Source organism: Sphingomonas sp. Leaf357 (assembly GCF_001423845.1).
Classification (GTDB): domain Bacteria; phylum Pseudomonadota; class Alphaproteobacteria; order Sphingomonadales; family Sphingomonadaceae; genus Sphingomonas.
This window is the reverse complement of the sequence record NZ_LMPM01000001.1, coordinates 969,497-990,863: the sequence shown is the minus strand read 5'-3', so window position 1 is coordinate 990,863 and position 21,367 is coordinate 969,497. Positions and strand designations below refer to the sequence as shown.

Annotated in this window: 21 protein-coding genes; 13 read left to right on the top strand and 8 right to left on the bottom strand. The window is 61.7% G+C overall.

Going from position 1 to position 21,367, the window contains the following annotated elements:
• Positions 1-3: 3 nt before the first annotated feature.
• The 4 genes from ASG11_RS19190 to ASG11_RS04700 form a co-directional block, all read right to left on the bottom strand.
• Positions 4-213, bottom strand: coding sequence for a hypothetical protein (locus tag ASG11_RS19190; RefSeq protein WP_236697382.1), 210 nt, complete (start codon positions 211-213; stop codon positions 4-6).
• Between the two features lie 118 nt (positions 214-331).
• A complete protein-coding gene (locus ASG11_RS04710; RefSeq protein ID WP_055775796.1) occupies positions 332-1,021 on the bottom strand; it encodes an HAD family hydrolase in 690 nt (229 codons plus the stop codon).
• 373 nt (positions 1,022-1,394) lie between these two features.
• Positions 1,395-1,811, bottom strand: a complete 417-nt coding sequence (locus ASG11_RS04705) for a cupin domain-containing protein (protein ID WP_055775794.1) — start codon at positions 1,809-1,811, stop codon at positions 1,395-1,397.
• Between the two features lie 149 nt (positions 1,812-1,960).
• On the bottom strand, positions 1,961-2,374 hold the full coding sequence (locus ASG11_RS04700; protein WP_236697381.1) for a metallophosphoesterase family protein: 414 nt from the start codon (positions 2,372-2,374) through the stop codon (positions 1,961-1,963).
• Positions 2,375-2,466: 92 nt separating this feature from the next.
• On the opposite strand from ASG11_RS04700, the gene ASG11_RS04695 reads away from it, so the two are divergent.
• The 4 genes from ASG11_RS04695 to ASG11_RS04680 all read left to right on the top strand — a co-directional run bounded on the left by ASG11_RS04695 (position 2,467) and on the right by ASG11_RS04680 (position 4,441).
• Positions 2,467-2,697: a hypothetical protein gene (locus ASG11_RS04695; RefSeq protein ID WP_055775791.1), complete on the top strand. Its 231-nt coding sequence runs from the start codon at positions 2,467-2,469 to the stop codon at positions 2,695-2,697.
• A gap of 255 nt (positions 2,698-2,952) precedes the next feature.
• Complete coding sequence (locus ASG11_RS04690; RefSeq protein WP_055780287.1) at positions 2,953-3,195, top strand: hypothetical protein; 243 nt, start codon at positions 2,953-2,955, stop codon at positions 3,193-3,195.
• 70 nt (positions 3,196-3,265) lie between these two features.
• A complete protein-coding gene (locus tag ASG11_RS18630; RefSeq protein WP_156363652.1) occupies positions 3,266-3,571 on the top strand; it encodes a hypothetical protein in 306 nt (101 codons plus the stop codon).
• Between the two features lie 663 nt (positions 3,572-4,234).
• Positions 4,235-4,441: a hypothetical protein gene (locus ASG11_RS04680; protein WP_055775785.1), complete on the top strand. Its 207-nt coding sequence runs from the start codon at positions 4,235-4,237 to the stop codon at positions 4,439-4,441.
• A gap of 200 nt (positions 4,442-4,641) precedes the next feature.
• On the opposite strand, the gene ASG11_RS04675 is transcribed toward ASG11_RS04680, so the two are convergent.
• Both ASG11_RS04675 and ASG11_RS04670 read right to left on the bottom strand, forming a co-directional pair.
• Positions 4,642-5,358 carry a LytR/AlgR family response regulator transcription factor gene (locus ASG11_RS04675; protein ID WP_055775783.1) on the bottom strand — a complete coding sequence of 239 codons (717 nt, stop codon included), beginning with the start codon at positions 5,356-5,358 and terminating at the stop codon, positions 4,642-4,644.
• Positions 5,351-6,469, bottom strand: coding sequence for a sensor histidine kinase (locus ASG11_RS04670; RefSeq protein WP_055775781.1), 1,119 nt, complete (start codon positions 6,467-6,469; stop codon positions 5,351-5,353). Before ASG11_RS04670 ends, ASG11_RS04675 begins: the two co-directional genes overlap by 8 nt.
• 144 nt (positions 6,470-6,613) lie before the next feature.
• On the opposite strand from ASG11_RS04670, the gene ASG11_RS04665 reads away from it, so the two are divergent.
• Positions 6,614-7,750, top strand: coding sequence for a serine hydrolase domain-containing protein (locus tag ASG11_RS04665; RefSeq protein WP_055775778.1), 1,137 nt, complete (start codon positions 6,614-6,616; stop codon positions 7,748-7,750).
• 11 nt (positions 7,751-7,761) lie between these two features.
• A complete protein-coding gene (locus ASG11_RS04660; RefSeq protein WP_055775775.1) occupies positions 7,762-8,145 on the top strand; it encodes a hypothetical protein in 384 nt (127 codons plus the stop codon).
• Between the two features lie 179 nt (positions 8,146-8,324).
• On the opposite strand, the gene ASG11_RS04655 is transcribed toward ASG11_RS04660, so the two are convergent.
• Positions 8,325-8,624 carry a hypothetical protein gene (locus tag ASG11_RS04655; protein WP_156363651.1) on the bottom strand — a complete coding sequence of 100 codons (300 nt, stop codon included), beginning with the start codon at positions 8,622-8,624 and terminating at the stop codon, positions 8,325-8,327.
• Positions 8,625-9,667: 1,043 nt separating this feature from the next.
• Here ASG11_RS04655 and ASG11_RS04645 point away from each other — a divergent pair.
• From ASG11_RS04645 to ASG11_RS04620, 6 genes are all read left to right on the top strand, one after another.
• Entirely contained in the window at positions 9,668-10,609 is a 942-nt protein-coding gene (locus ASG11_RS04645) for a hypothetical protein (RefSeq protein ID WP_156363650.1), read from the top strand.
• 426 nt (positions 10,610-11,035) lie between these two features.
• Complete coding sequence (locus ASG11_RS04640) at positions 11,036-13,525, top strand: ABC-three component system protein (RefSeq protein WP_156363649.1); 2,490 nt, start codon at positions 11,036-11,038, stop codon at positions 13,523-13,525.
• On the top strand, positions 13,522-14,220 hold the full coding sequence (locus ASG11_RS04635) for an ABC-three component system middle component 1 (RefSeq protein WP_055775761.1): 699 nt from the start codon (positions 13,522-13,524) through the stop codon (positions 14,218-14,220). The genes ASG11_RS04640 and ASG11_RS04635 overlap by 4 nt, the downstream gene beginning before the upstream one ends.
• Complete coding sequence (locus ASG11_RS04630) at positions 14,217-17,342, top strand: AAA family ATPase (RefSeq protein ID WP_055775758.1); 3,126 nt, start codon at positions 14,217-14,219, stop codon at positions 17,340-17,342. Before ASG11_RS04635 ends, ASG11_RS04630 begins: the two co-directional genes overlap by 4 nt.
• 498 nt (positions 17,343-17,840) lie before the next feature.
• Positions 17,841-18,350 carry a DUF488 domain-containing protein gene (locus ASG11_RS04625; protein ID WP_082472586.1) on the top strand — a complete coding sequence of 170 codons (510 nt, stop codon included), beginning with the start codon at positions 17,841-17,843 and terminating at the stop codon, positions 18,348-18,350.
• Between the two features lie 142 nt (positions 18,351-18,492).
• Positions 18,493-19,233 carry a hypothetical protein gene (locus ASG11_RS04620; RefSeq protein ID WP_236697380.1) on the top strand — a complete coding sequence of 247 codons (741 nt, stop codon included), beginning with the start codon at positions 18,493-18,495 and terminating at the stop codon, positions 19,231-19,233.
• A gap of 113 nt (positions 19,234-19,346) precedes the next feature.
• On the opposite strand, the gene ASG11_RS04615 is transcribed toward ASG11_RS04620, so the two are convergent.
• Positions 19,347-20,495 (bottom strand): hypothetical protein, encoded by a 1,149-nt coding sequence (locus ASG11_RS04615; RefSeq protein WP_156363648.1) that lies wholly within the window; start codon positions 20,493-20,495, stop codon positions 19,347-19,349.
• A gap of 342 nt (positions 20,496-20,837) precedes the next feature.
• Here ASG11_RS04615 and ASG11_RS18625 point away from each other — a divergent pair, with 342 nt between their 5' ends.
• Complete coding sequence (locus ASG11_RS18625; protein WP_156363647.1) at positions 20,838-21,362, top strand: DUF2059 domain-containing protein; 525 nt, start codon at positions 20,838-20,840, stop codon at positions 21,360-21,362.
• The last annotated feature ends 5 nt before the right edge of the window (positions 21,363-21,367 follow it).

The following is a 21,367-nucleotide window of genomic DNA, read 5'->3' as shown; positions in this document are numbered from 1 at the left end:
CGATCACGTGATGAAGACCGCGTCGAACGCAGAGATTTCGTCCACAACCATCGGCCGGGTGTCACCGTCGGCCGGGGCGGTGCGTTTAAGGTCCACGCCCGGCACGAGTTGCTCGAGAGTGGACTGATATGTCTCCCCCGAGCTCTTGCCGGCCGTGGCACGCCGCGTCTCGCGTTCCTCCTTTGTCTCGCTTTCGACTACCAAGAACCGCATTGCTCATTTTCGCCCTTAGACATGGCAGGGTCAATCCCGCCTATCTCGGATGACATCGAGACCTGGCAACCGCGGCTCGCGCCGGATCGTTCACCTCCCGTTTCGGATTCAACACACATTAGTACCGCGCCCCACCGTCGGCATCGGGGGCCAACGGCGAGGTGTCGTAATTCCGCAGCAGCGCCTCAACGTCGTCATACAGCGCGACCGCCCCGGCTCCGAGTAGCTCTTCATCGGGGAAGCCACCGGAGCGGACAGCAATCGCCGCGATGCCGCACTTTCTGGCCGCCTCGATGTCGTACGGTGTGTCGCCCACGACGACGACCTCATGCGCCTGCAGGGGCGCGACCTTCCCCAAGGCGACCGAGAAGATGTCGGGCGCAGGCTTGGTGTTCTCGACGTCATCCGAACTCGTGGTGGCGCTGACCAGGTTTCGCGCGTCCAATAGGTCGAGATAGTGCTCGAGCTCGTCCGACGACGCCGACGAAGCGAAGACGATGGCCTGTCCGTTTTGCGACGCTCGCGGAAGCAGATCGCGCGCCCCCGCGAATGGACGGACGCGCTTGAGAAAGCGGGACTTGAAGGCCTTGCCATGCTCGTCGCCAAGACGCTCCTGCTCATCCTCATAGGCGTCGGGCAGCAGCGTCGGCACAAGCATGTCGGTGCCCTTGCCTATCTGGTCGTGGATAGTCTGACCGTCGAAGGTCGCGCCAACGGTAGCGAACGCGTCCATCCAGGCGTCCACATGCATGTTGTTGCTGTCGACCAGCGTGCCATCGATGTCGAAGAATATAGCCTTGATCGTCATGTCGTGCCCGTGTGTGGAGTTGATTGGAAAGAGCGACCGCCCGCCAGGCGCGTGCGCTACTCAGACGGCCTCGGCATCCAAATTCACGCTGGTCTCGGCGAGCTTGGTCATCAACTACGGGCCACCTTGTGTTGACACCGCGGCGGGTGATCGTGAACGGGCGCGGTGGCCTCGGGCGCGATCTCGGCCCGCAAGACGCGAATCTCATCGTCTTCTGAGAGAACGCGATAACAATTCGGCGCAGCGACGACGGCATCATAGCTTGCCGGCTCGGCCTGAATGGCCAAAAGTATCGTGCCAATTATCGGATACCCCCGTTTATGAGCATGCTGTCAGCGATGGACCCGGGACGCAACGCCGCGCCCCGCGCCGGTCATCGCCTTATTGCCTCCTTCACCTTGTCGGCAGCCTTGGCGAAAACGCTCTTCTCGGCCTCCTCGGCTTCAGCCTTCGTCTTGAACGCGGCGCCTTCCGGTTCGGCTGGCGGCGCATAGACCGAGAACAATTTCAGTGCCTCCGTTCCCTTGTTGATGACGTTGTGTTCGGCACCCTTGGGCACGACCACGAGATGATTGGGACCCGCCTTCGTCGAGTGCCCGTCGATCACCATCTGCGCTTCGCCATGCACGATGAAGGTCGTCTGATCGGCCGGATGGGTCTCCAGCCCGATTTCCTCTCCAGCCGGAATACTCATCAACACAATCTGTACCTTGGCGTCGCGGTACACCTCCTTCTGCCAGAGATCGTTCTTGCCCGCGAGATCGATCATATCCTTGTTGAAGATCGCCATCTGTTCTGCTCCTGCTGTTCATCGATTGGACGAACGACGGGCGGACGTGTTCCAAGTTGACAGCAACGCTAGCCCTTCGCCGGCAGTCCAAGAAGCTGCTCAAGCGTCACTGGCGCGAAACCGTGCACGTCCACTCCGACGTCGAGCTGTCACGGCATGGGTTTCAGCCGACCATGGCTATGTCCATGGAGGTTGAGCGCGCCGCGATGCTGGCCGTTCCAGCTACGGAAGGGATAGTGGCACAGGACGAGCCTGCGATCCTTCATGTCCAGTTCGGCATAGTCGCCGACGCTGGCCCAACCGTCGGCGGTCAGCGTCGCCGCAGGGTCGTTATTGCCGCGCAGCAGGTGCTTGGTGCCGTTCAGACGGGCGAGCAGCAGCGCGACGTCCCCAGGTCGACGTGCGACGTCGCCAAGATGCCATACCGTGTCGTCGGGCCGGACGACCGCGTTCCAGCGCTCGATCAGCACTGCGTCCATCTCCGCTGTATTCGCGAACGGCCGACGCTGGATGTTGATCGTGCGATGATCGCCGAAATGCGTGTCAGCGGTGAATAGGATCATAAGGCGTCGCTACTCCGATTTTTCGGCGGTGCGGAACGCCGGGAGTTGCGATACGGGCAGCCGCCACCTCCCCTTTACGACAACGGATAAAGATGACGGGCGATGACATCCTCGACCTGATGATAGCAGCGCTAATCCGCAAGGCGGGCGGCAGCGCGCGGCACTGGCGGCTGGCGATCGGCCCCGTACGCGTGCACCATCCGGCGACCCATCTGCACTGCAACTGGTCGGTCTCGCCATCAGGTAATCCGCGCGACGTGGCGGCTATCGAGCATTTGCTCGACGAGTTCAGACTATCGCATTCGTTAGTCACTCACCGTTAAGAGTAGGACGCAGGACACAGCTGGCAGCGATCAAGCAGCCTTGGCCGGTTTAAGTCGCTAGCTCCGTCGTTTTCTTCTGCTCGTGCGTTCTCGGTATTACAAAGGAGACACCATGAATCCGACGCAATACTCCAGCAACGAACCTAGTCCCGCGACAAGTGCGCGATATTTTGGAGAAATGTGTTGAACGTCAGATCGGAAGCGGATGGCCCTCTTGGAACCAAGTCCAGCGCGTCACCCGATTTGGTCGGGGACATGAGCGCCGTTCAGCTGGGCATTCGGCGGTCGGCGGAGATGGCCGCCGTATTTATGATAGGAGATGGACTGCTCGGCGTGCTCCAGCCGAGACGTCATATCGAACTCTGGCGGTCGAACTTCGGCGCGGTCGATGTCCTCGTCAGGCCTTTCGTGGAGCGTCCGAACCGCCGCCGGGCATACGGTCTGCTTCAGGTCGGCGCCGGCATCGTTCTTGCGTCTGTATTGAAGCGTACAAAATGATGGTCCGGACCGCTGTGCATATTCGTCCTTTCGTGCGTTGAGCGCGACGTCACGAAACGGAGTTCCCGATATGCCCACTATCAATGCAACCTTCGAGACCCGGCGCGAGGCCGAGTTGGCGACTGAGCATCTCGTGCAGGAGCACGGTGTCGATCGCGAAGATATTGATGTTGGTACGGAAGGCAGCGAGAACAGTGCTGGCGTCACGGGAAACGGTTCTGAAAATCCGACCGAATTGGAAGACGGCACGGAGGACGAAGCGGCTTTGAACGGTCGGATTGCTGTTACCGTCACCGTCGATAGCGAAGAGATCGCCGAAGCTGTCCAAGAGGTTCTCGAGGAACATGGCGGTGACGACGTCACGGTCGAAGGATAAAGCTTCAAATTGTTAAGCCAGGATACGCCGTCGCCGCGCACTATGCGGTTTAAGAGACGATGATCCAGTTACTGGCACTTCTGACCGCTGCGTCCTTTATCGCGCCGCCTGAAGGCATTGTGTCCTAAGGGGAAAAGCGCGTCCTCGCCGTAAAGCGCGCCAGATGCTAACGACGCGCTGCTCGCAGCACAGCGTCAGATCCTCGCCAAGTGGAAGTTCGGTGCCAGCGAACGCGACCTATCGGTCGTTGAGTCCTCGGAAACAACTTGATCGGCGCGACGGATACAGCCGCGAGCATCCGTCGGCGCTACGACTACCGCAAACCGGTTTTGCCATCTTTCTGATCGGCGAGGACGGCGCGCTGCTGCTGTTCATCCCTGCGGGAATCGCGTTTGATCTCGCTACTTGGCACTGTTCTCATCCCGCCTATTGGTAAGGCGCAGGCGTCGTATTGCTCGTTGAGATGTTGATAGTGCCGATTGGGTTCTGCTCGCCAGTGATGGTTTGGCAACCGCCTCGCGAGCTAATTTGTTTAGGAGAAAAGACCATAAGGCGACCCTCGGGCGGGCCTCGGTGCTCCTCCAAAGCCGACGCTCGTTCATCTCGGCCTGCTGAGCTGAACCAGGCGCCGCCCGCTGCGTTATCGACCAGAAGGAGAGGAAAATGGCCAAGCTATCCGAGTCCGAGCGGGACAAACTACCGGCGAGCAAATTCGCCGAACCGCAGAAGAGAGCCTATCCGATCGAAGATGCTGCCCACGCCAAGAATGCGAAGGCTCGCGCTAGCCAAGCTGTAAAGGCCGGCCGGATGTCAAAGGCCGAAGAGAGCAAGATCGACAAGAAGGCTGACACTGTGATCGAGAAGGACTGACGGCAGTTCACGACGTGGTGGCTCAGGGCTGTGAGGATGTTTGGTGACCGAGGAGGAAAGACCCAACTACCGTGGTCACGCGCCCATTGCCGCTATCCAAACCTTCCACTCGTTCACGTTAGGGATCAACCGCTAGGGCGAGACAGATGCAATGTGATCGGCAAACTCCATCTAGACGCTAATAACTCTCAATCGGCAGGTCATATCTGGCGGACCGCGTGAAGGTAGCTACGGCCGATACGACGTGTCACCCCGTCCGGGAGAACGACGGACCAGACGCCGCTTCCTTCGTGTCGCAGGCCAGCGACCAGATCGCGCCGGACGATCGTTGAACGATGGATACGCTGAAACAGAGGCGCGGGCAGTCGCGTAGCGATGTTTTCCATCGTTTCGCGCAAGAGATGCGATCGGCCTTCGACATGCAGGCGCACATAATCCCGCTCAGCCTCGACCCGCTGCACCGCCGCGAGATCGACCCGCACCAGATCGCCCTGGTGCGATACCCACACATGGTCCTCCACCGTTACGTCGCCGGTGGAGCGTCCGGTCAGGAACGCCCGCGCGCGAGCCAGCGCCAGCGCCAGCCTTTTGGGTTCGATCGGCTTGAGCAGGTAATCGACGGCCCCCACGTCGAAGGCGGCGACGGCAGGTGCGGTGAACGCGGTGGTAAAGACGATCGCTGGCGCTTGGTGATCGCGCGGCAGCCGTCGTGCCGCTTCCATGCCACCAATTCCCGGCATGGCTATGTCGAGGAACAGGATATCAAAGGACCGCTCGCGCAGAACCTCCAATGCGGCTTCTCCGCAATCGGCCTCGCCAATGACATCAAGGCCCATATCGGCGCATAGCAGGCCGAGCAGGCGACGGGCGGGTGGCTCGTCGTCCACTATCAGCGCCGAGAGCGCGCGATCAGCCATCGGCAGGAACCATCGGGATGGACACGATGCTGTCCCAGCCGCCTTCGACCGCTCCGGCCGAAAGCGATGCGCTGGTGCCAAAACGCGTCATCAGCCGCGCCCTTGCGTTCGCCAAACCGATACCGGTTGAAGGCAAGGAAGTGACAATCTCGCGTGCAGCGGTGCCCGTTGCGCGATCGGTCACATGCAGATGGAGCATTCCGCCCTCGCACCGGCCTCGTATGCCGATCGCTACCGGGGCCGTCGTTGCGCCCAGGCCATGCTTGACCGCATTCTCGACCAGCGGCTGAAGGACAAGCGGCGGCAGCATAATGCCGTGCAGCGACGGGGGAACGTCGATCTCGACGGACAACCGGTCGCCGAACCGCGCCTGCTCGATCGCGAGGTAGAGCCGCTGGAACTCCACCTCGTCGGCGAGCGGGATATCGGCCACCGGATTGTCGACCAGTCCCGCCCGGAAGAACGCTGCCAGGTTGCGGATCATGGCACCGGCGGCCTTAGTATCGCCGCTCGCCACCATCGCCGCGAGCGCGTTCAAGGCATTGAACAGGAAGTGCGGATCGACCTGGAGCCGCAGCATAGCCAATCGGGCGTCCTGCGCAGCGGCCTCCGCTGCTGCCCGCTGGCGTTCGACCGCGCGTACCTCGCCAACGACGCCTAGCGCCAGCAGGAACGCGGCCCATGCGGCGAAGAAGAAGTACCAGGTGACGAAGCCGTCCGCGATGGCGGTCCGTAGCACCGCGCCCTCCTCCCACCGGGCAAGGTCAGGTAGTACCGAAGGCACAGGCAGCCAGCGATAGAACAGGTAACTATTGAGGCCCGCAAACAGCATCGCCGCGGGCGCGCAGGCGAGGAACGCTGCAGCGACGCGGATCGGCAGCCGCACCAGCGCCATGCGGCGCAGCCCCAGATGTATGCACCAGGAGAGTCCGACGCCGACCAGCGTCATGCAGAGCCGGCGCCCGAGCATCCCCCCCTGATCGGGCCAGCCCATGACCAGCGCTCGGCCCGTGACAAGCGCGAGCCACACCGCCCAGAATCCGACGATGCTGGCGAGGGCAAGGCGGGCGGACACCGGAACGGCAACGGCAGGACGGGCGGAATCATGCATTTCCGATATCTCTAGCACGTCCCCCGTTATTGCCATCCCATTTCGCGCGACGCCCATCGCAGCGTGACGACGCCGGTCGCGCCATGCTCGACGCCCACGGCATCACTCGCCAAATGTCGGTCAACGACCTAGAGGAAGATAGTGATGAAGACGAAGCAGGCGGTGCGAACGAGTGTGCTGGTTCTGCTGCTCGGCCCGGTAGGAGGTCAGGCGATAGCCAGTGCGTCGGCTTCGGCGCCGGCGCCATCGCTCGACTCGGCGTTCGCCCGCGCGTCTGCCGTCGTCAAGGCCGCGGGGTTGCCGGGCGAGCTGGTCGTGACCGACGCCTCTGGTGCGCAGAGGGCTGCCGCATTCGGTATGGCGGACCGCGCGGCGAAGGTGCCGAACCGTGTTGGCCAGCGTTGGCTATGGGCGTCGGTGACGAAGCAGGTCACATCGACGCTCGTCATGCAGGAGATCGCCAAAGGCCGGATGGCGCTCGACACGCCGATCGGCCGCTACCTCCCCGACTTCGGTGGCGATCGCACCATCACCGTACGCGAGCTGCTTCAGCATCGCTCCGGCCTCCCCAACCCTTCCAACACAACCGCGGTCGATGGCGTGCCCAGTTTCTACCGCGAGGCGGGATCGGGGATCGGCGATGCCGCCCGCGCCGCCGGCTTCTGTTCGGGCAAGGCCAAGCGCGCGCGGGGTGGCCAGTGGGAATACAACAATTGCGACTACCTTGTCCTCGGTGCCGCGCTTCAAGCCGTGACCGGCCGCAGGTATGCACAGTTGGTCGAGGAACGCATCGCCGCACCTTTACGGATCAAAACCGTGCTGCTCGCCCCCGACGGTGGGTCGCACGGGGGCGCCGCAGCGACCGGCTATGACGGCGCCGCGCCAACTCCGGCGATGAACATCGCCACCGGCGGGGCTGCCGCGGCGCTGACTGGCAGTGCCGGCGACCTCGCCCGCTTCGATCGCGGGTTGATGACCGGGCGTCTGCTGAATGCTTCGGCACGCACCATTGCCTGGGCAGGCGATCCCAAGCTTGGCTTCATGGCGCTCGGCGTCTGGTCGTTCCCTGCGCGTCTGAAAGGCTGCGCCGCTCCAGTCCAACTCGTGGAGCGGCGCGGCGACTTTGGCGGCACCCAGGTGCGCAACGTCATCGCACCCGCGCTGGGGCGCGCCGTGATCCTGTTCACCAACAATGCCTCGGCAGAGTTTGGCGAGGTCTGGCAGGGCAACGGCCTGACCTTCGACCTGCTGTCGGCGGCCTTCTGTTCCCCCAACGCCTGAAAGGTACTCACATGTCCCGGTCTACCTGTCGTCTTCTCCTCGCCGTCGCGCTCGGTTCGATCGCGCTTCCCGCACTCGCGCAGCAAAAGCCCGATCTCGCTGGAGAGTGGACGGTCGATCTTCGTCCGACACCGCAGGCGCCGGCTTATCTCAAGCCGATGACGCTCATCGTGGCGACGGACGGAACGCTGACCGGCGCGTTCTACGAGCATCCGATCGACCTTGGCCGGGCCGGCGCTACCAACGGGCGTCCGTGCTTCGCCTTCCGCACCCAAGACGCATCCGGTCCCTATCAGACGTCGGGCTGCCTCGTTGGTGACCATATCGAGGGGCAGACCTGGTCTGAGGGGCGGCACTTTGTACTCACATGGCGGGCGAACCATACACGTAAATAGCGGTGCGGGATCACAAGGACCCAACCCCGGCCGCTGGGTGGGCGCTCCCGACCTTCCCAGATCCGGTCGTCCGTTCACCTTGGCCCGTGCCGCTCAAAGGCATTCCGGAGTGCTGGAGAAAACGACCGGCTCTCGGGACTGACGGAACAGCGACTCGTAACGGTCAGCCGCGTTCGGGATCACCGTGCTTGGACTGCGCTGGCCACGTCGTCGATTGCCGCTACGACGTCCTTTAAGTTTGTGACGTAAAGGTCGTGATCACCGTCGAGCACGCGAAGTCGGCCGTTCTTCCCCGCTTGCGCCGCAGCCTCTGACGTTGCGACGAAGGCGTCGTAAACTCGCCCGCAGATCTCCGCAGTTCTGCATTGGAACCGCTCGGTCGATATCATGATCACGTGTGGGATGACGGGTGGTTTGGCAGTGTCGATCACCCTGCTTAGGTCTCTCGCATCGATATGCTCGTTGTTGTCGCCCGCCATCCAAGCTGCATCGGCGACGCGTTGCGACAGCGACATCAAGGGGTAGGCTAACCGCGACCACTCTCGTGACGTGCCGGGCTGGTTGCTCGTCACGAACCCCGCTACCTCACGCGAGGTCGCATACGATCGCACCATCAGTCCGCCCATGGAAGTGCCAAAAAGAATATAAGGGCCACGCTCGTTGGCTGCGGAGAGAGCGTCGAAAACATCTGCCGTCAGATCAACAGCTTTTCGGGGCAGTGGAGCAGCAGAGCTGCCTCCACGTTGCGTCGATCGTACGCACACACGCGGTAGCGACTCGATAGCGCTCCAAAGAGCGCATCCATGTGGGTGCGACGACCCCCATCTCCCGGCTCAAGGAGAACCGTAAACTTGCCGCGCCCGGCGCAGCGCATCGCAATGATCCTACCCCCCGAAAGCTTGACCGCTCGATCCGCTGCGTTCGCCAGTGCAGGATCACCGTGGCTCGGCGCAGTCGTGGCAAACACAGCAGCAACAAGAGGGAAATGCCATATCGCCATCTGTCAGACATAGCTTTCATGCTGAGCACCGCAAAGTCCGTCAGTGTTTGGCTGCGGAATGGCACCTTCGCCCCAGCGCGGCCCCCGTCAGGACCGAGCTCACGCACGGCGGCAGAGACCCACAATCGGCCGTTTACGCCCGCTGTGCGGCCATCCGGAAGCGGACGTTCGTTAAGGCAGAACGCTATGGCCGGGATTGGGCCGATTCCGGACTGGCTGCTTTTTGCCGAGTAAGGAGGCAGACCGGACGTGCGCTCACGCAGCTGACGAAGCCGCAAAGGCCACTTCCATGGGTTCAGCGCTCATGCGCCGTCCCAGAGCGGGACGTCGGTTCAGCCTCGCGCAGCAGTCGCTTGGGATGCAGGCGCAACAACGCCTCATTTGCGTCGCCATCGACCAGCCGCTACGCTGGCGGCGCCATGCCAGAAAGCGCCGAACATCAATTCATTTCTCACTCATTAGATCATTTCTCACTCATTAGATCGCGCTCTGCACTCCTATTCTGAAACGCGGCTGCTCGGGTTGCGAGAGGCGGAGCGGCGCAAGTTCGACTATGGCTGCATTCTCCTTCGAGATGCGACGCGACCTTTGGTCTCGCAGGTGCTGTGGAGCCACGAAGAGGGTGTAGAGAAGGATCTTCGGACCCTTCTGTTCGACGGCGAGTCCGCGATAAAGCTCTACTTCGTACGTGACCGGATCAAAAATCGCGCCAAGATCGACGAGGCTATCAAATCTTACCGAGCTAATCCCGCGACTGCCGCAATGCTGCGCGGGTTAAAAATAGTGTTAGTCCCGGAAGGATTCGACGCGGACTCGGTATCGGAGCGTGATTGGATGAACGATCATATTCGTCGAACGGTGTCATCGGATCTCCTTTTCGCCGTCGTCTTTGGCAAGTTGACTGCTCACGATGTGCGGGTGTTTGCGCGGCATGGTGGCCCAACAGGACTGAAAATCGCTGCGCTCCACGCGATCGATACAGTTGGTTTCGAGCATGGTCCGACATTCGAGAGTCAGCTTGGAACGCGCGGGTCTCCACTCCGAGAGGTGCTTGCGATGCTGACGGGCGTGGGCTTAATCGTAGCCCCTACTTACTCGAATCAGCGACTTCCTACGCTCAAGGTACGTTTCCTGTTGGATTTGGCGCGCCTACTTACATTCGAACGTGCCACGCTCACCGATTGGTCGGATGAGCTTACGTTCATTCTTCAGCATCTTGGCGTGGATCCAGCGGACGGTTGGCAGGAGTTGTTCGATGGAAAAGTTCATAAAGGGTTCGCCAGCGATGTGATAATCTCAGTGAAGTTTGCGGAAAATTTCGGGATGAACGTGATGGATGGCGTCAGTGCCTCCGATCCTCGATTCTACTCGATGTTCAATGCAAATCGGTTTTTGACAGGTTGCTACATGGATGCCTCCGCCGCACTTTGGCACGATCCGGAAGATATCGCTTCGTTCGCATAAGGCACTTACACGCGTGCCTCGGCGGAATACGGGACAAACGACCCACAAGTTGACGTTCGCACCACTTTTTACGCCCCACGGAGAGCCGTCGTTATTCAGGTATTACGTGGCGATTGAAACGGGGCCGGTTGCGGACTCGCAGGTTACGGTCGCGAGACACTAAAGGCAGACAAAATCATCGCTACGACCTTATTCCCGTAAATACCTGCCTCATTTAACAATAAGCGCTTGTTTCTAGCTTTTCCCTTGCTGAGTGAGCATCACCCGGCGACAGTGGCGCAGAATCTTGAAAAGGGTCACCAGCGTTGGCTGCGAAAAACGTTATGGATTTAATTGCATAATGAGAATTGATATAAATCGCGAATCTCTTCAAGCATTTATGCACATGCACCTGTGCTAGGCCCAGCAGATATTCTTGAAGGCGCGTTGCCTCATCCGGGCACCCGCTTCTACGTGATCGGCTGCTATGATAGCCGAATCACTTTCTATTCGCAGCAAGTTCGAGCGCTATTGCTCATCCACGCCCTTCATGATCAGGGCTATCTCGCCACCAATCCGCGTATTGCCGTGATCGGCGCGGGTGCTGCCGGAGTGACGGCGGCGGCCGCGGCGGCGTTGGTAACGACAGGCGAAGTCTTTCTGTTCGAGCGTGCGCCAAATATTATGCCGCTCCAGGCACTAACCCTGAGGCGCCATCTCGACCCGCATATATTCGATTGGCCTGAAAGCGACACCGATGATCCGGTCGCCGACTTGCCGATCCTCGACTGGGAGAAAGGCCCATCGCGCCAGGTCCATGACGATGTCGAAGCGGAGTTTGAGGCAGTGGCGCAGCGTCTGGGAGCACGGCTCCAGCGTCGCATGCGTCAAGAGGTGAAGAGCGTGACGCCGCAGGGCAACATGTTTTCGCTCTCGATCGAACGGGACCGCGAGCAAGGCGATCCCGCCGATCCGCCGGGCAGTCGCGTGCTCTACCCCGATGCGTTCGACATGGTCCTGCTCGCCATCGGATTCGGTCGAGAGCCTGAGCAAAGCGTGCCGGGCATTCCCAATCGCAGCTATTGGGAAGATGCCGGCGTGCCGGGCGGTGCCATAGCGGGTGCCGCCCATCCACGCTTCCTAATCAGCGGCAATGGCGACGGTGCGCTGATCGACTTGGTTGCCGCCGGTTCGGCCGACTTCTCACATGCAGAGATGATCCGCGTGATCAATAGCCATCCCGGCATCGCGCAGCTATTCTTGCCGCTGCGTTCCCTCGACGTGCAAGCTCGCGCGGCCGAAGCGGCAGGCGCGCGCTTCGACTATATTGCCGCTTATGATGCCCAGATCCTGCCCCTCGCCAATCAAATCGGGCTGATCGCCGCGGTGCGCCAACGCCTCAAGCCTGGTGTGCAGCTCGTCTTGCAGACCCTCCATGCCGAAGCATTCGCCGCGACCAGCTCGGCGCTCAACCGCCTGGCGGCGTGGCTGGTGATGCGCGCCTGCGACACGGATGCCCAGGCCAATTTCCGCCATCTCGCATGCCCGGACCTGATCCCGATCGCGCCTCCCGATCCGGCACCCTATCTTGCCCAACACTGGTTCGATTGCGGCGGCGAAGCGATCGGCGCAAACGAAGTGATCGTCCGGCGTGGCCCGGTACGCGAGGCTGTGCGTGCGCCCTTCGACAATATGCTGGCAGGCTTTGACGCAGAGCATCGTGCCTGGCTCGCCAAACATGGCGATGCGGTGCGCGTGCCCAAGCTATCGAGCGCGGCGCGCAAGCTCTTTACCGATGCGGCCATTCGCCTCGGCGTGCCGATGTCGCAGCGCGAAGCTCGGCAACTTGCCAATTTGCTGCCCGCGCGCGTCCAAGTGCGCACCAACAATGGTGCGCTGCGCTGGTCGGGCACCGCTGCGCCCGCCGAAATCACCTCCCCCTGGGCAGATGCCGGCTCGCTCGAGATCGCCTGTCCCGACGCGCCCGCCGATCTTGGTCCAACTTCAGCTGCCTTGATCCGCGCCGCTGCACATAGTCGACGGATTACACTGATCGCAGACCCTGCCAGCTGGAACCGCGAAGCGCAGCGGCTAACCGCTCTGTCGCTGCAAGCCGAAGGCATGCCAATGCCGCGCATCGAGAACCGCCAGACCGGGGGCAATACGCGAGACCCCCTGCCCCTGCCGGCAGCGCAACTGGCAAGCAGGCTCAACCAGGCGATGGATCGCTGGATGCTCGATGCCATCCACCGCCACATCGAAGCCTATTGCGCTACGGGTCAGGATTTTGGCTGGCGGATCGGCATCGAAGCGCATGATGATCTGCGCCACGCCATGGCTGCGGTGTGGCAGGGCTGGCACGCCTCCTTCATCGCCGATCCGGCCTTGCTTGCCCGCTTCCTGCAATTGATGGTCTGCGCACTCGATGCCGATGATAGTCTCGACTCTGCCAGCGTGCTGGTGGGACCGATTACCCTCGATGCCTTGATTCGCGGCACCGCGGTTGCCTGCATGATCGCAAGCGACTGGCAGGCAACGACGCCGCACGGCGTGCGCCCTGGCAATCTCAAGCGCCAGCGCGCTGCTGGCGACTGGTGCGGCCATAGCTGCGGCGCTAGCCGGATCGATGGCAAGCCGCTGGCGCTATGCGCTGCTGACTTCATGTGGCAAACCGAGTTCGTGATCCTCTCGCTACAGGGTTCGCTCAAGGTTGCCTCAGAGGCTGAAGAGGCGTTCAGCACGCTCGACCCTAGCCAGCCGCCGCTCACTGACACCGCTGGTTCCGGGCAATTGATCATGACCATCGATGATGCACTACGCGACGCGGCCAAAGCCGGCCCTGCCGCGCTTCACGCCCTGTTGGAAGCGGCGGAAACCGGCCATTTCGCTGCGCGCCGTCACGCAATCCTGCCCATCGATGCGGAGAACGCGGCATGAGCACGGAGTTCGAGCGGCCCGGTGATGTGCTTGAGGCATTTGCCAAGCGCCTGACTGACGCTGCCGATCTAGCCGGCCTGCCGCATTTATCTGCCGAAGCGATCGTCAGCGGAGACTTTCGCGGCGGCGCAGGCTCGGGTGTGGCGAGCATTACGGCAAGCGACCTGCCGGCGGCGGGTATGGGTCTCAAGATTGGCCGCTACACGTTAGTGCTGGGGCTGCTTCCCGACACGTCCAATCTCAACGCCATTCGCGAAGCCGTGCGCCGCTATCGCAACCAGTGCGTGATTGCCCGGTCGTATTTGTCGCCAAACGAGGCGCTGGACTTGCAGCTCCTGCTTGTCGGGCCGGTAGGCAGCGAGGATTCGCCGGACTGGAAGGCGGCCGCATTGATGGTCGAGCGAGATGACCGGGTTGCGCGCAAGCTGATCTGGCTTCGCCCTGGCGATCCGGTCAACGTCGCCACGAGTTTTGCGGAATTTCTCGGGCGCTCCTTCCTGGCGCGGCCCTGGGTCGTTGCCGATGCGCTCGATCCGGCGCTGCTCGATGAGCTCAACAGCAAGGATGGCGGCGGCACTGGCGTGCCACGCAACACCGCCGAGGCCTGGGAAGCAATCGCGCTGCGTGAAGAAGAAGATCCGATGCGCACCGTCAACTTGGTGATCGAGGCCTGGGCAAAGCGGGGGGCCGCATGAACCCGCTCTATCTCTCTCGCATCAAGATCCAGGATTTCCGGACCTTCGGGCAATTCGATATCGAATTGCCCGCACAACCTGGCCTGATGCTGGTCACGGGCACCAACGGTCTTGGCAAAAGCAGCTTCTTTGATGCGATCGAATGGGGGCTAACCGGCGATATCCGCCGTTTCGACAGCTATTTGGCCGAAAGCCGCAAGAAGCGGAAAAAGATCACCGAGGCCGAATATCTGACTCGCCGCGGCGCTACGGCCGATGCACACCGGGTCGAGCTTGGCTTTGGCGACGCTGGCCATCTGGCGCGCAGTGCGACGCAGGCGCCGGCGCTTGGCGAAATCATCGGACTGCTGGCGCAGGAAGGTTGGGGACCGATCCGCGATGTCGCGACCTATCTGGCCTTCACCCACTTCCTCGGGCAAGCCGCGCAGCAACGTTTCACCAGCCGCAAGCGCGACGAGCAGTGGGAAGCGCTCAAAGGTCCGAGCGGCATCGACCGGCTAGAGCGGATCCGCAACGGTCTGCGCGGCCGTCCGACCCAATTAGCCTTCACCAAGCGGATCGATGGCGAAAAGCAAGCGATCGAGGAACTCGAACGCCAGATCGCCCAGTGGTCGGGCTGGCGCGACCGCCTGGCGCGCTTGCAAGAGGCGCTGAGCAGCTCGAATTCGCTCGACGCCGACGCCTTTGCAGTGGCGCTGAATGCGCTCCGTAGCGATGTCGCTTCGCAGACCCGGATGGAGCTCGGCAACTCCGATCGCGATAACCCCGGCAAGCTGCTGAGTGACATTGAGCAGGCGATCAACGCTTATCAAGGCCAGCTCTCCACTTGGAACGCGACGCTCGACGGCCTGGCGATGCTGCCAGAAGAATGGGCGACGTTCGCGGCGACCGCCGACCCTGACAACCCGGCGCTGGAAAGTGCTCGCGTACTGCTCAGCGCCGCGCGGGCAGTGCATACTCAGGCCGTGGAGGCAGTCGAGGCGGCGGCGGCGCGGCTGCAAGCACATGCCGGCGAAATCGCCAGGCTCGAGGCGCAGATATCGGCCTATGAGAGCCAGCGCCGCGACCTTGTACGGCTCGCTGAACTCGATACCAATGTCGGTGAGGCCGGGCAGCAACTCGAGCAGCTCGATGCGCAGATCGCGATGGCGCGAGAGGCAATTGCCCGGGCCGACGAGCGGATCGCCGCACGCGGCGCGGCAGAAGCCTTTTGCGCGCAAGCCCGTAGCGCTGCTGCAGGCGCGGGCGAAACCCTTCGCCTAGCGCAATCGATCGCCGAGATCAGCGCCGCTTGCGAGCGCGCCGCAGGCGATCATAGCCTCGCGGCCCAGGCAGCGGATTTGGCCCGGCAGCAGCGCACGACTTTCTCCGACGAGCAAGTCCGGCTCGGGCGCGAGCAGGCGGCAGTGGAAGCGCGGATTGCCGCACTTCGCGCTGAAGCCGATACCATTGCCGGCGCTGTTGCTGCGATCGCTGGGCATCTGCACGAGGATGATACCAACTGTCCGGTTTGTCACTCTCACTTTGCCCCCGGTGCGTTACGGCTGCTGGCGAGCGCGGCGAGCACAAGCAGCGCGGTCGGGCTTACCGAGGCCGAGCTCGACTTGCAGAAGATCCGCGAACGGCTCGAGCAGCTCGTTGAGGAGATCGCGCGGGTCGATCGCGCCCTGGCGCACGAATCTGTTGCGCGAGTTGCGCTCGAGCAAAGCCGAGCGACCTTGTCGGACCTACGGGCCCGGGTAGCGGCGTCGCTCGGCACGTCTGTCGATGCTGATTTGTTTCTGATGGCCGAGCGCAAGGCGCAGCGCGCCAGCAGCGATCTAGCCAGCGCCGAGGCGGCCCGTACTGCGGCGAGCGAGGCGGCGGCGGGCATCGACGCGGCGCGCCTAACACTGACCGCAGAGGTCGATGTGCTGGGCCAACGGCGCGACAGCGAGCAGGCACGGCTGGGGCGGCTCGATGCCGAGCGCACGGCCTGCCGTGAACGGCTCGCAGCTGCGGCGACCCAGCTCGACCTGTTTGCCATCGATGAGCAGCTCGCCATGTTGCGCACGCAACTGACCGCGCGCATCGAGCAGCGCGCTACCCGTGAACGGGCGGCGAGCGACGCAACAAGCGCCCGTGAGGAAGCGTTCTCCCAGCTGCGGAGCGCCGAGCGCGCGCTTGCCGAAGCGCAGGCAGCGCAGCAAGCGGCGCTTTCCGCACGCACCGCACTCGAGGCACGGTGGACCGCCGCCAGCCTGCCATTGCCACCAGGCCGAGCCGCATTGGAGCGTGCTCGGTCCAGTCTCACCGATGCCAAGGTCGCGCTCGATGCGCTCGATCTACGGCGCGAGACGTTGGCGCAAGCCGGCGCTGCTGCGTTGCTGCGCGAAGAACTGGCCCGGCTCGAGGCGGCGATGCGCGCTGCCAGCGATCAGGTGGGCTTCGATGATCCCCCAGCACACGCAGCGGCATTGGCCGAGCAACTGGAAGTAGCGCGAGCCAAGCTTAAGCTGTCGAACAGTGCGCGGCTGGCGCTCAACAAGTATACCAAGAAGCTCCAGAGCGAGGCGGATGGCTTTTCAGCGCGCGTGCTAGCCCCGCTCAACGATGTTATCGATGCTTTTAATGACGCGATGCTGAGCACGCCCGATGAAACGATCAATTTCAGCGCGGGCACGCGCGTTGATACCACTAACTTCGATATGATGCTGCATTATAAGGACCGGGTCGAGGATGCGACGCGCAACACCGACCTGCCGCCGCAGATTGTGCTAAGCGAAGGTCAGCTTGCCGCCAACGGTTTCAGCATTTTGTGCGCCGCAAGCACTGCCTATCCGTGGTCGCGCTGGCGGGCGCTGCTGCTCGACGATCCGTTGCAGCATAATGACATCATCCATACGGCCGCGTTTGTCGATGTGATGCGCAATCTTGTCGAGTTCGAAGGCTATCAGTTGATCATGTCGAGCCATGACCGCGCCGAGAGCGAGTTCATTACCCGCAAGTTCGAAGCCGCAGGGCTTCCTTGCACCAAGGTCATCCTGACTGCCCCGGCTGCTGACGGTGTCCAATATGAAGGGCCGATCTTCAACCGTGCCGCCCGACGCAGCTTGCAGGGGCAAGCCAGCCAGGCGTCCTGAGCGATGGCCAGGCTCAAGCTGATCGGTTCCCCGCTTCAAAACGATCGGGATGGTCGCTTTTGTTGACCTGCTCGGCTATTCGACGCGTCCAGGCGGTCAAGACCGCAGCAGATTTGCGTGCGCTCGATGCCGACGATCGCCGCGTGCAGGCTTGGTTCGACCACCGCGCTGACGATACCGATGTGAAGGCAATCCAGAAGCTACAGAAGGGATGTCACCAAAATGCGGTCGATCCCTTACTCGTCCGGAGAAGAATGAACGAACGGCAGCTTTCGGAGTCGCGCATGATGAGCTCGAATGGCCGGCCTTGGGGCGCACAGCGGACCCGGAAGCGTAATCCCCTCCCGAAATCTCCGGCATTTCCGCTACGCTGACGGCAAGTGTCAGCCTCAAGACATCGCGGACGAGCCTGCGGCAGCATCCATTTTTCCAGGGCGCAAATGTGCCTCACTTAAGACTCGGTTTTCCTGTATCGCGCGTGGCAACGAAGGAAACCGCATGCACCGCACCTTGTTCACCATCGGCTATGAAGGCGCGGAAATCTCGCAATTCCTAGAAACGCTGCGGGAATGTGGCATCCAGCATGTGATTGATATCCGGGATGTCCCGGTGTCTCGCAAGCGCGGTTTCTCCAAGACACCTCTGGCTGCCGAGCTCGCACTGAGCGGAATCGGCTATAGTCATTTGAAGGCGCTCGGCGATCCCAAACCCGGCCGTGACGCGATGCGCCGCAGCGATTATGCAGCGTTCCTGAAAGTCTACGAGAGCCATATCGCGACAGATGCCGCGCAGGCTGCGCTGCACGAAGCGGTCAATCTTGCGAAAAAGAACGCGTCGGTCCTGCTCTGTTTCGAGCGCAGTCCCAAGGAATGTCACCGCACGATCGTCGCGGCTGAGATGAGCCAAATAGCGCTCTTCGAGATCCGCAATGTCGGCGTGAGCGCCCAAAGTCGCTCACTGAAAAATGTTCAGACCGGAGCAGCTACGTTAGCGCACTTAGCGATCTAATGATAAGCCCCTGGCCGCGATCACAATCGCTGCGCGGCAGGAGGGGACATTGGCAGGGACACGGCGCGAGCGGATTCTCATCCTTTGCAAGACCTACCCATCGCCTAGCGGAAAGCATGCCGAAACGTCCTGCGTCGCCGGCATGGCCGAGGATGGTTCGCTGATCCGATTGTTCCCGGTGCCGTTCCGTCTAATCCGCGACGAGCAGCAGTTCAAGAAATGGCAGTGGATATCGGCGCAAATCTATAAAGCGAACAGCGATCGCCGGCCTGAGAGCCACAAGATCTATGTCGATACCATAGCGCTGCAGGGCGCTCCCATCACTACGAAGAACCAATGGGCCGCCCGGCGCCAGGAACTGGATAAACTCGTCACGTTTGACGATTTTGCCGCACTTGATGCTGCGCGCGTTTCAAACGGCGTTACATTGGGGCTACTGCGCCCAGCCCGCATCCTGAGCCTTGAAATTACCCCAGTCGATAATGCCGACTGGACCAAGGATGAGCTCAAAAAGCTGGTCCAGCATCAGCAGCAGGCCGGCCTGTTCGACGACAATGACGCCAACGAAATCACCACGCTTCGAAAACTGCCGTTCGCCTTTCATTACAGCTACCGATGCGACGTCAACGGCGAAAGCCGGACTTACCGGCACAAGATCGCAGACTGGGAAGCCGGAGCGCTCTACTGGAATTGCCACCAGCGCTACGGCGACGCTTGGGAAGCGCCGTTCCGCGCCAAGCTCGAGCAGCAGCTTCCGGCTGCCGATCTCATCTTCCTCATGGGCACGATCCACCGATTTCCAGATCAATGGATGATTGTAAGCCTGATATATCCGCCCAGAACCCACGCTGTCGCGACCACCCAAACCGAATTCGCTATTTGAGACAGAAGCATATTCGGCACATCCGATTGCAGAGGAAGCCAAATACGATCTTAAGGGAAGAGGACGACGTGCCGTGCTGTAGCGATGTGCCGCCGTCTCCCAATGACGCTGCGTCACCGCTTCGTTCGCACCACCCCAATTCCAGCGCGCTGCTCATGGCTGCCCGACCATTGCTTCTCACCGGGAATCGGCTTGACCTCCCGCCAATAGGCGACCTCGGACCAATCCGCTTCTTCCGCCCTCATCACACCTTCGCGCCTAGGACGCTCGCTCCTTTTGCCAAGGCCCTGGAGGAACGCCCTCACGTCGAAAGGCACGGAGCCGTTGGCGCAAATTAATTCGAGCAGCCGCGCCAATGCCACGAGCGAGAAATAAGAATCGCCTTGGCTCGGCTTGGCGCCTTTGTGGATCAGGTCGTTTCGCGCGTTTCGGGCGCGCTGTAGATATCGGTACAGCTTGCGGTCGACGAGCCCGGCTTCTGTCAGAAACTCAACCCGCACTGCCGCTGAGCGGGCGCTTGCTTGCAATTGCCCGACTCGCTCCTGAAAACGCGCCATGCGCTGGGAAAGAAAGACATCGTCCCATATCTGGCTGACAAGCTGCTCGACGATCAGCCAGGAATAGATCAACGAATTACGATATTCGGTCGCGACGTGGTGACTGAATGCCATCACCAGTGTGGCGGGATCGATCCGATGCGCGGCGGCCAGCACCGGTCGTCCAGCATCTAAAGCCGCAACCGTATCGGCCTTGGAAATCCGCGATGGATGAAGGAGGTCGATACTAAGATAGCCGCCTGCGGCGGCCTCGCCCCAAGCCTGATGCAACGTGGGCAGGATGCCATGCGGATGTTCGTACCGGTAATATCCCGTCGCATAAAGCGAACCGAACGCTAGGTCTCCCGATACCACCTGATGGAGCCGAAGCCCGCCGATTAGGAGCGCCGCCACGACACGGTTGAACTCGTCGACGGCATCGTCGGCGCTCCGCAGATGCGGGTTGCGCGGGATGATCATTGACCCGTCGAACCCGAAGCCCATCGGATTGCCGTGCGGAAGCCCGACGTCGAGATAAAAGGATATCCGCTTCAGCTTTAGCGGATCGTAGGTCCCCGCATTTACCTGCTCGAGTGTCGGGGACCAGTCGTCGTCAGGGTCTTGGACGAACAAGTGGAAATGTCGGGGCGCAGCGAGAACGCAGGGGAATCGGTCGGCTTCTTGCTCGTGGCTCTCCCCATGCACGGCACCTTCGATTGCGTCCATGTGCTCGAATCCGTCCCTCGATCTCAGATCGCCTGCTCGGTCGCGTTTGTCCATCGGTCATGCGTTGTTACGCAGCCAGGAACTTGCGATCGCGAGGCCGCATTATTGAGCGACCGCTTTCGGTGTAGCGCGACGTGGCAGTGAACGACCGCTCTTAGGGCGCTTAGTTGCCAAGCACACGATGGTGAACGACCGTCGGCTTACCTCGACCTCTCGCTCCAAACCGGCCTTTCCGGTTTCCACCATGATCAGACGTTCAACGTGCCCGGTGGCCGTCACCAAAGCCAATCGGCTTGAAACGCACACTTGCGGACGTTCGGAGATGGCGTTTACATTTACCGCATGGTTTACATCGCAATCCTAATTGCGACTGCGGTCGTGACATCTCATCCGGCCGGCGCTGTTGCAGATCCATCACCCGAACGCCGCGCGGCTGCTCATCGACTGTTGCAGAGTTTGGGCGCGGAAGATCACCGAACAGCTTTGCTCGACGGATCAATCGACCATCTACTTCGGCTGTCGAGCCCTAGCTGTGCTGGCGTGGCGGTCATTGAAGTACGAACTTGCGCAGCTGGAACGCCTGCGGGAAAGGTCGTGATCGACTCTATGTCGTCTGGCCGCGCTGAATTGCTTAGAGCAGTCGCCGAGGCTCAGGAACTTTCATACGCAAAGCGACTGACCGTGTCCGAGATGGACGCAGCAGGCGCATTTGCAAGCACACCAGCCGGGCGTCGATTTTTCACTGAGGCACCTGATGCCGGTGCGGAAATCACGAACGCAGTAAACGCGCTTCTGCTAACTCGCTTTGAAAAGGCACTTGCGACCGCTCAGCCTAAGGCCGACACGGTGGTCGACCCAGTCCAGTGACCGTC

Excerpts from the sequence above, each read along its gene's own strand:
- ASG11_RS19190 (WP_236697382.1), bottom strand. The coding sequence starts at position 213 with ATGCGGTTCTTGGTAGTCGAAAGCGAGACAAAGGAGGAACGCGAGACG.
- ASG11_RS04710 (WP_055775796.1), bottom strand. The coding sequence starts at position 1,021 with ATGACGATCAAGGCTATATTCTTCGACATCGATGGCACGCTGGTCGAC.
- ASG11_RS04705 (WP_055775794.1), bottom strand. The coding sequence starts at position 1,811 with ATGGCGATCTTCAACAAGGATATGATCGATCTCGCGGGCAAGAACGAT.
- ASG11_RS04700 (WP_236697381.1), bottom strand. The coding sequence starts at position 2,374 with ATGATCCTATTCACCGCTGACACGCATTTCGGCGATCATCGCACGATC.
- ASG11_RS04695 (WP_055775791.1), top strand. The coding sequence starts at position 2,467 with ATGACGGGCGATGACATCCTCGACCTGATGATAGCAGCGCTAATCCGC.
- ASG11_RS04690 (WP_055780287.1), top strand. The coding sequence starts at position 2,953 with ATGAGCGCCGTTCAGCTGGGCATTCGGCGGTCGGCGGAGATGGCCGCC.
- ASG11_RS18630 (WP_156363652.1), top strand. The coding sequence starts at position 3,266 with ATGCCCACTATCAATGCAACCTTCGAGACCCGGCGCGAGGCCGAGTTG.
- ASG11_RS04680 (WP_055775785.1), top strand. The coding sequence starts at position 4,235 with ATGGCCAAGCTATCCGAGTCCGAGCGGGACAAACTACCGGCGAGCAAA.
- ASG11_RS04675 (WP_055775783.1), bottom strand. The coding sequence starts at position 5,358 with ATGGCTGATCGCGCGCTCTCGGCGCTGATAGTGGACGACGAGCCACCC.
- ASG11_RS04670 (WP_055775781.1), bottom strand. The coding sequence starts at position 6,469 with ATGCATGATTCCGCCCGTCCTGCCGTTGCCGTTCCGGTGTCCGCCCGC.
- ASG11_RS04665 (WP_055775778.1), top strand. The coding sequence starts at position 6,614 with ATGAAGACGAAGCAGGCGGTGCGAACGAGTGTGCTGGTTCTGCTGCTC.
- ASG11_RS04660 (WP_055775775.1), top strand. The coding sequence starts at position 7,762 with ATGTCCCGGTCTACCTGTCGTCTTCTCCTCGCCGTCGCGCTCGGTTCG.
- ASG11_RS04655 (WP_156363651.1), bottom strand. The coding sequence starts at position 8,624 with ATGGCGGGCGACAACAACGAGCATATCGATGCGAGAGACCTAAGCAGG.
- ASG11_RS04635 (WP_055775761.1), top strand. The coding sequence starts at position 13,522 with ATGAGCACGGAGTTCGAGCGGCCCGGTGATGTGCTTGAGGCATTTGCC.
- ASG11_RS04630 (WP_055775758.1), top strand. The coding sequence starts at position 14,217 with ATGAACCCGCTCTATCTCTCTCGCATCAAGATCCAGGATTTCCGGACC.
- ASG11_RS04625 (WP_082472586.1), top strand. The coding sequence starts at position 17,841 with ATGCACCGCACCTTGTTCACCATCGGCTATGAAGGCGCGGAAATCTCG.
- ASG11_RS04620 (WP_236697380.1), top strand. The coding sequence starts at position 18,493 with ATGGCCGAGGATGGTTCGCTGATCCGATTGTTCCCGGTGCCGTTCCGT.
- ASG11_RS04615 (WP_156363648.1), bottom strand. The coding sequence starts at position 20,495 with ATGGACGCAATCGAAGGTGCCGTGCATGGGGAGAGCCACGAGCAAGAA.
- ASG11_RS18625 (WP_156363647.1), top strand. The coding sequence starts at position 20,838 with ATGGTTTACATCGCAATCCTAATTGCGACTGCGGTCGTGACATCTCAT.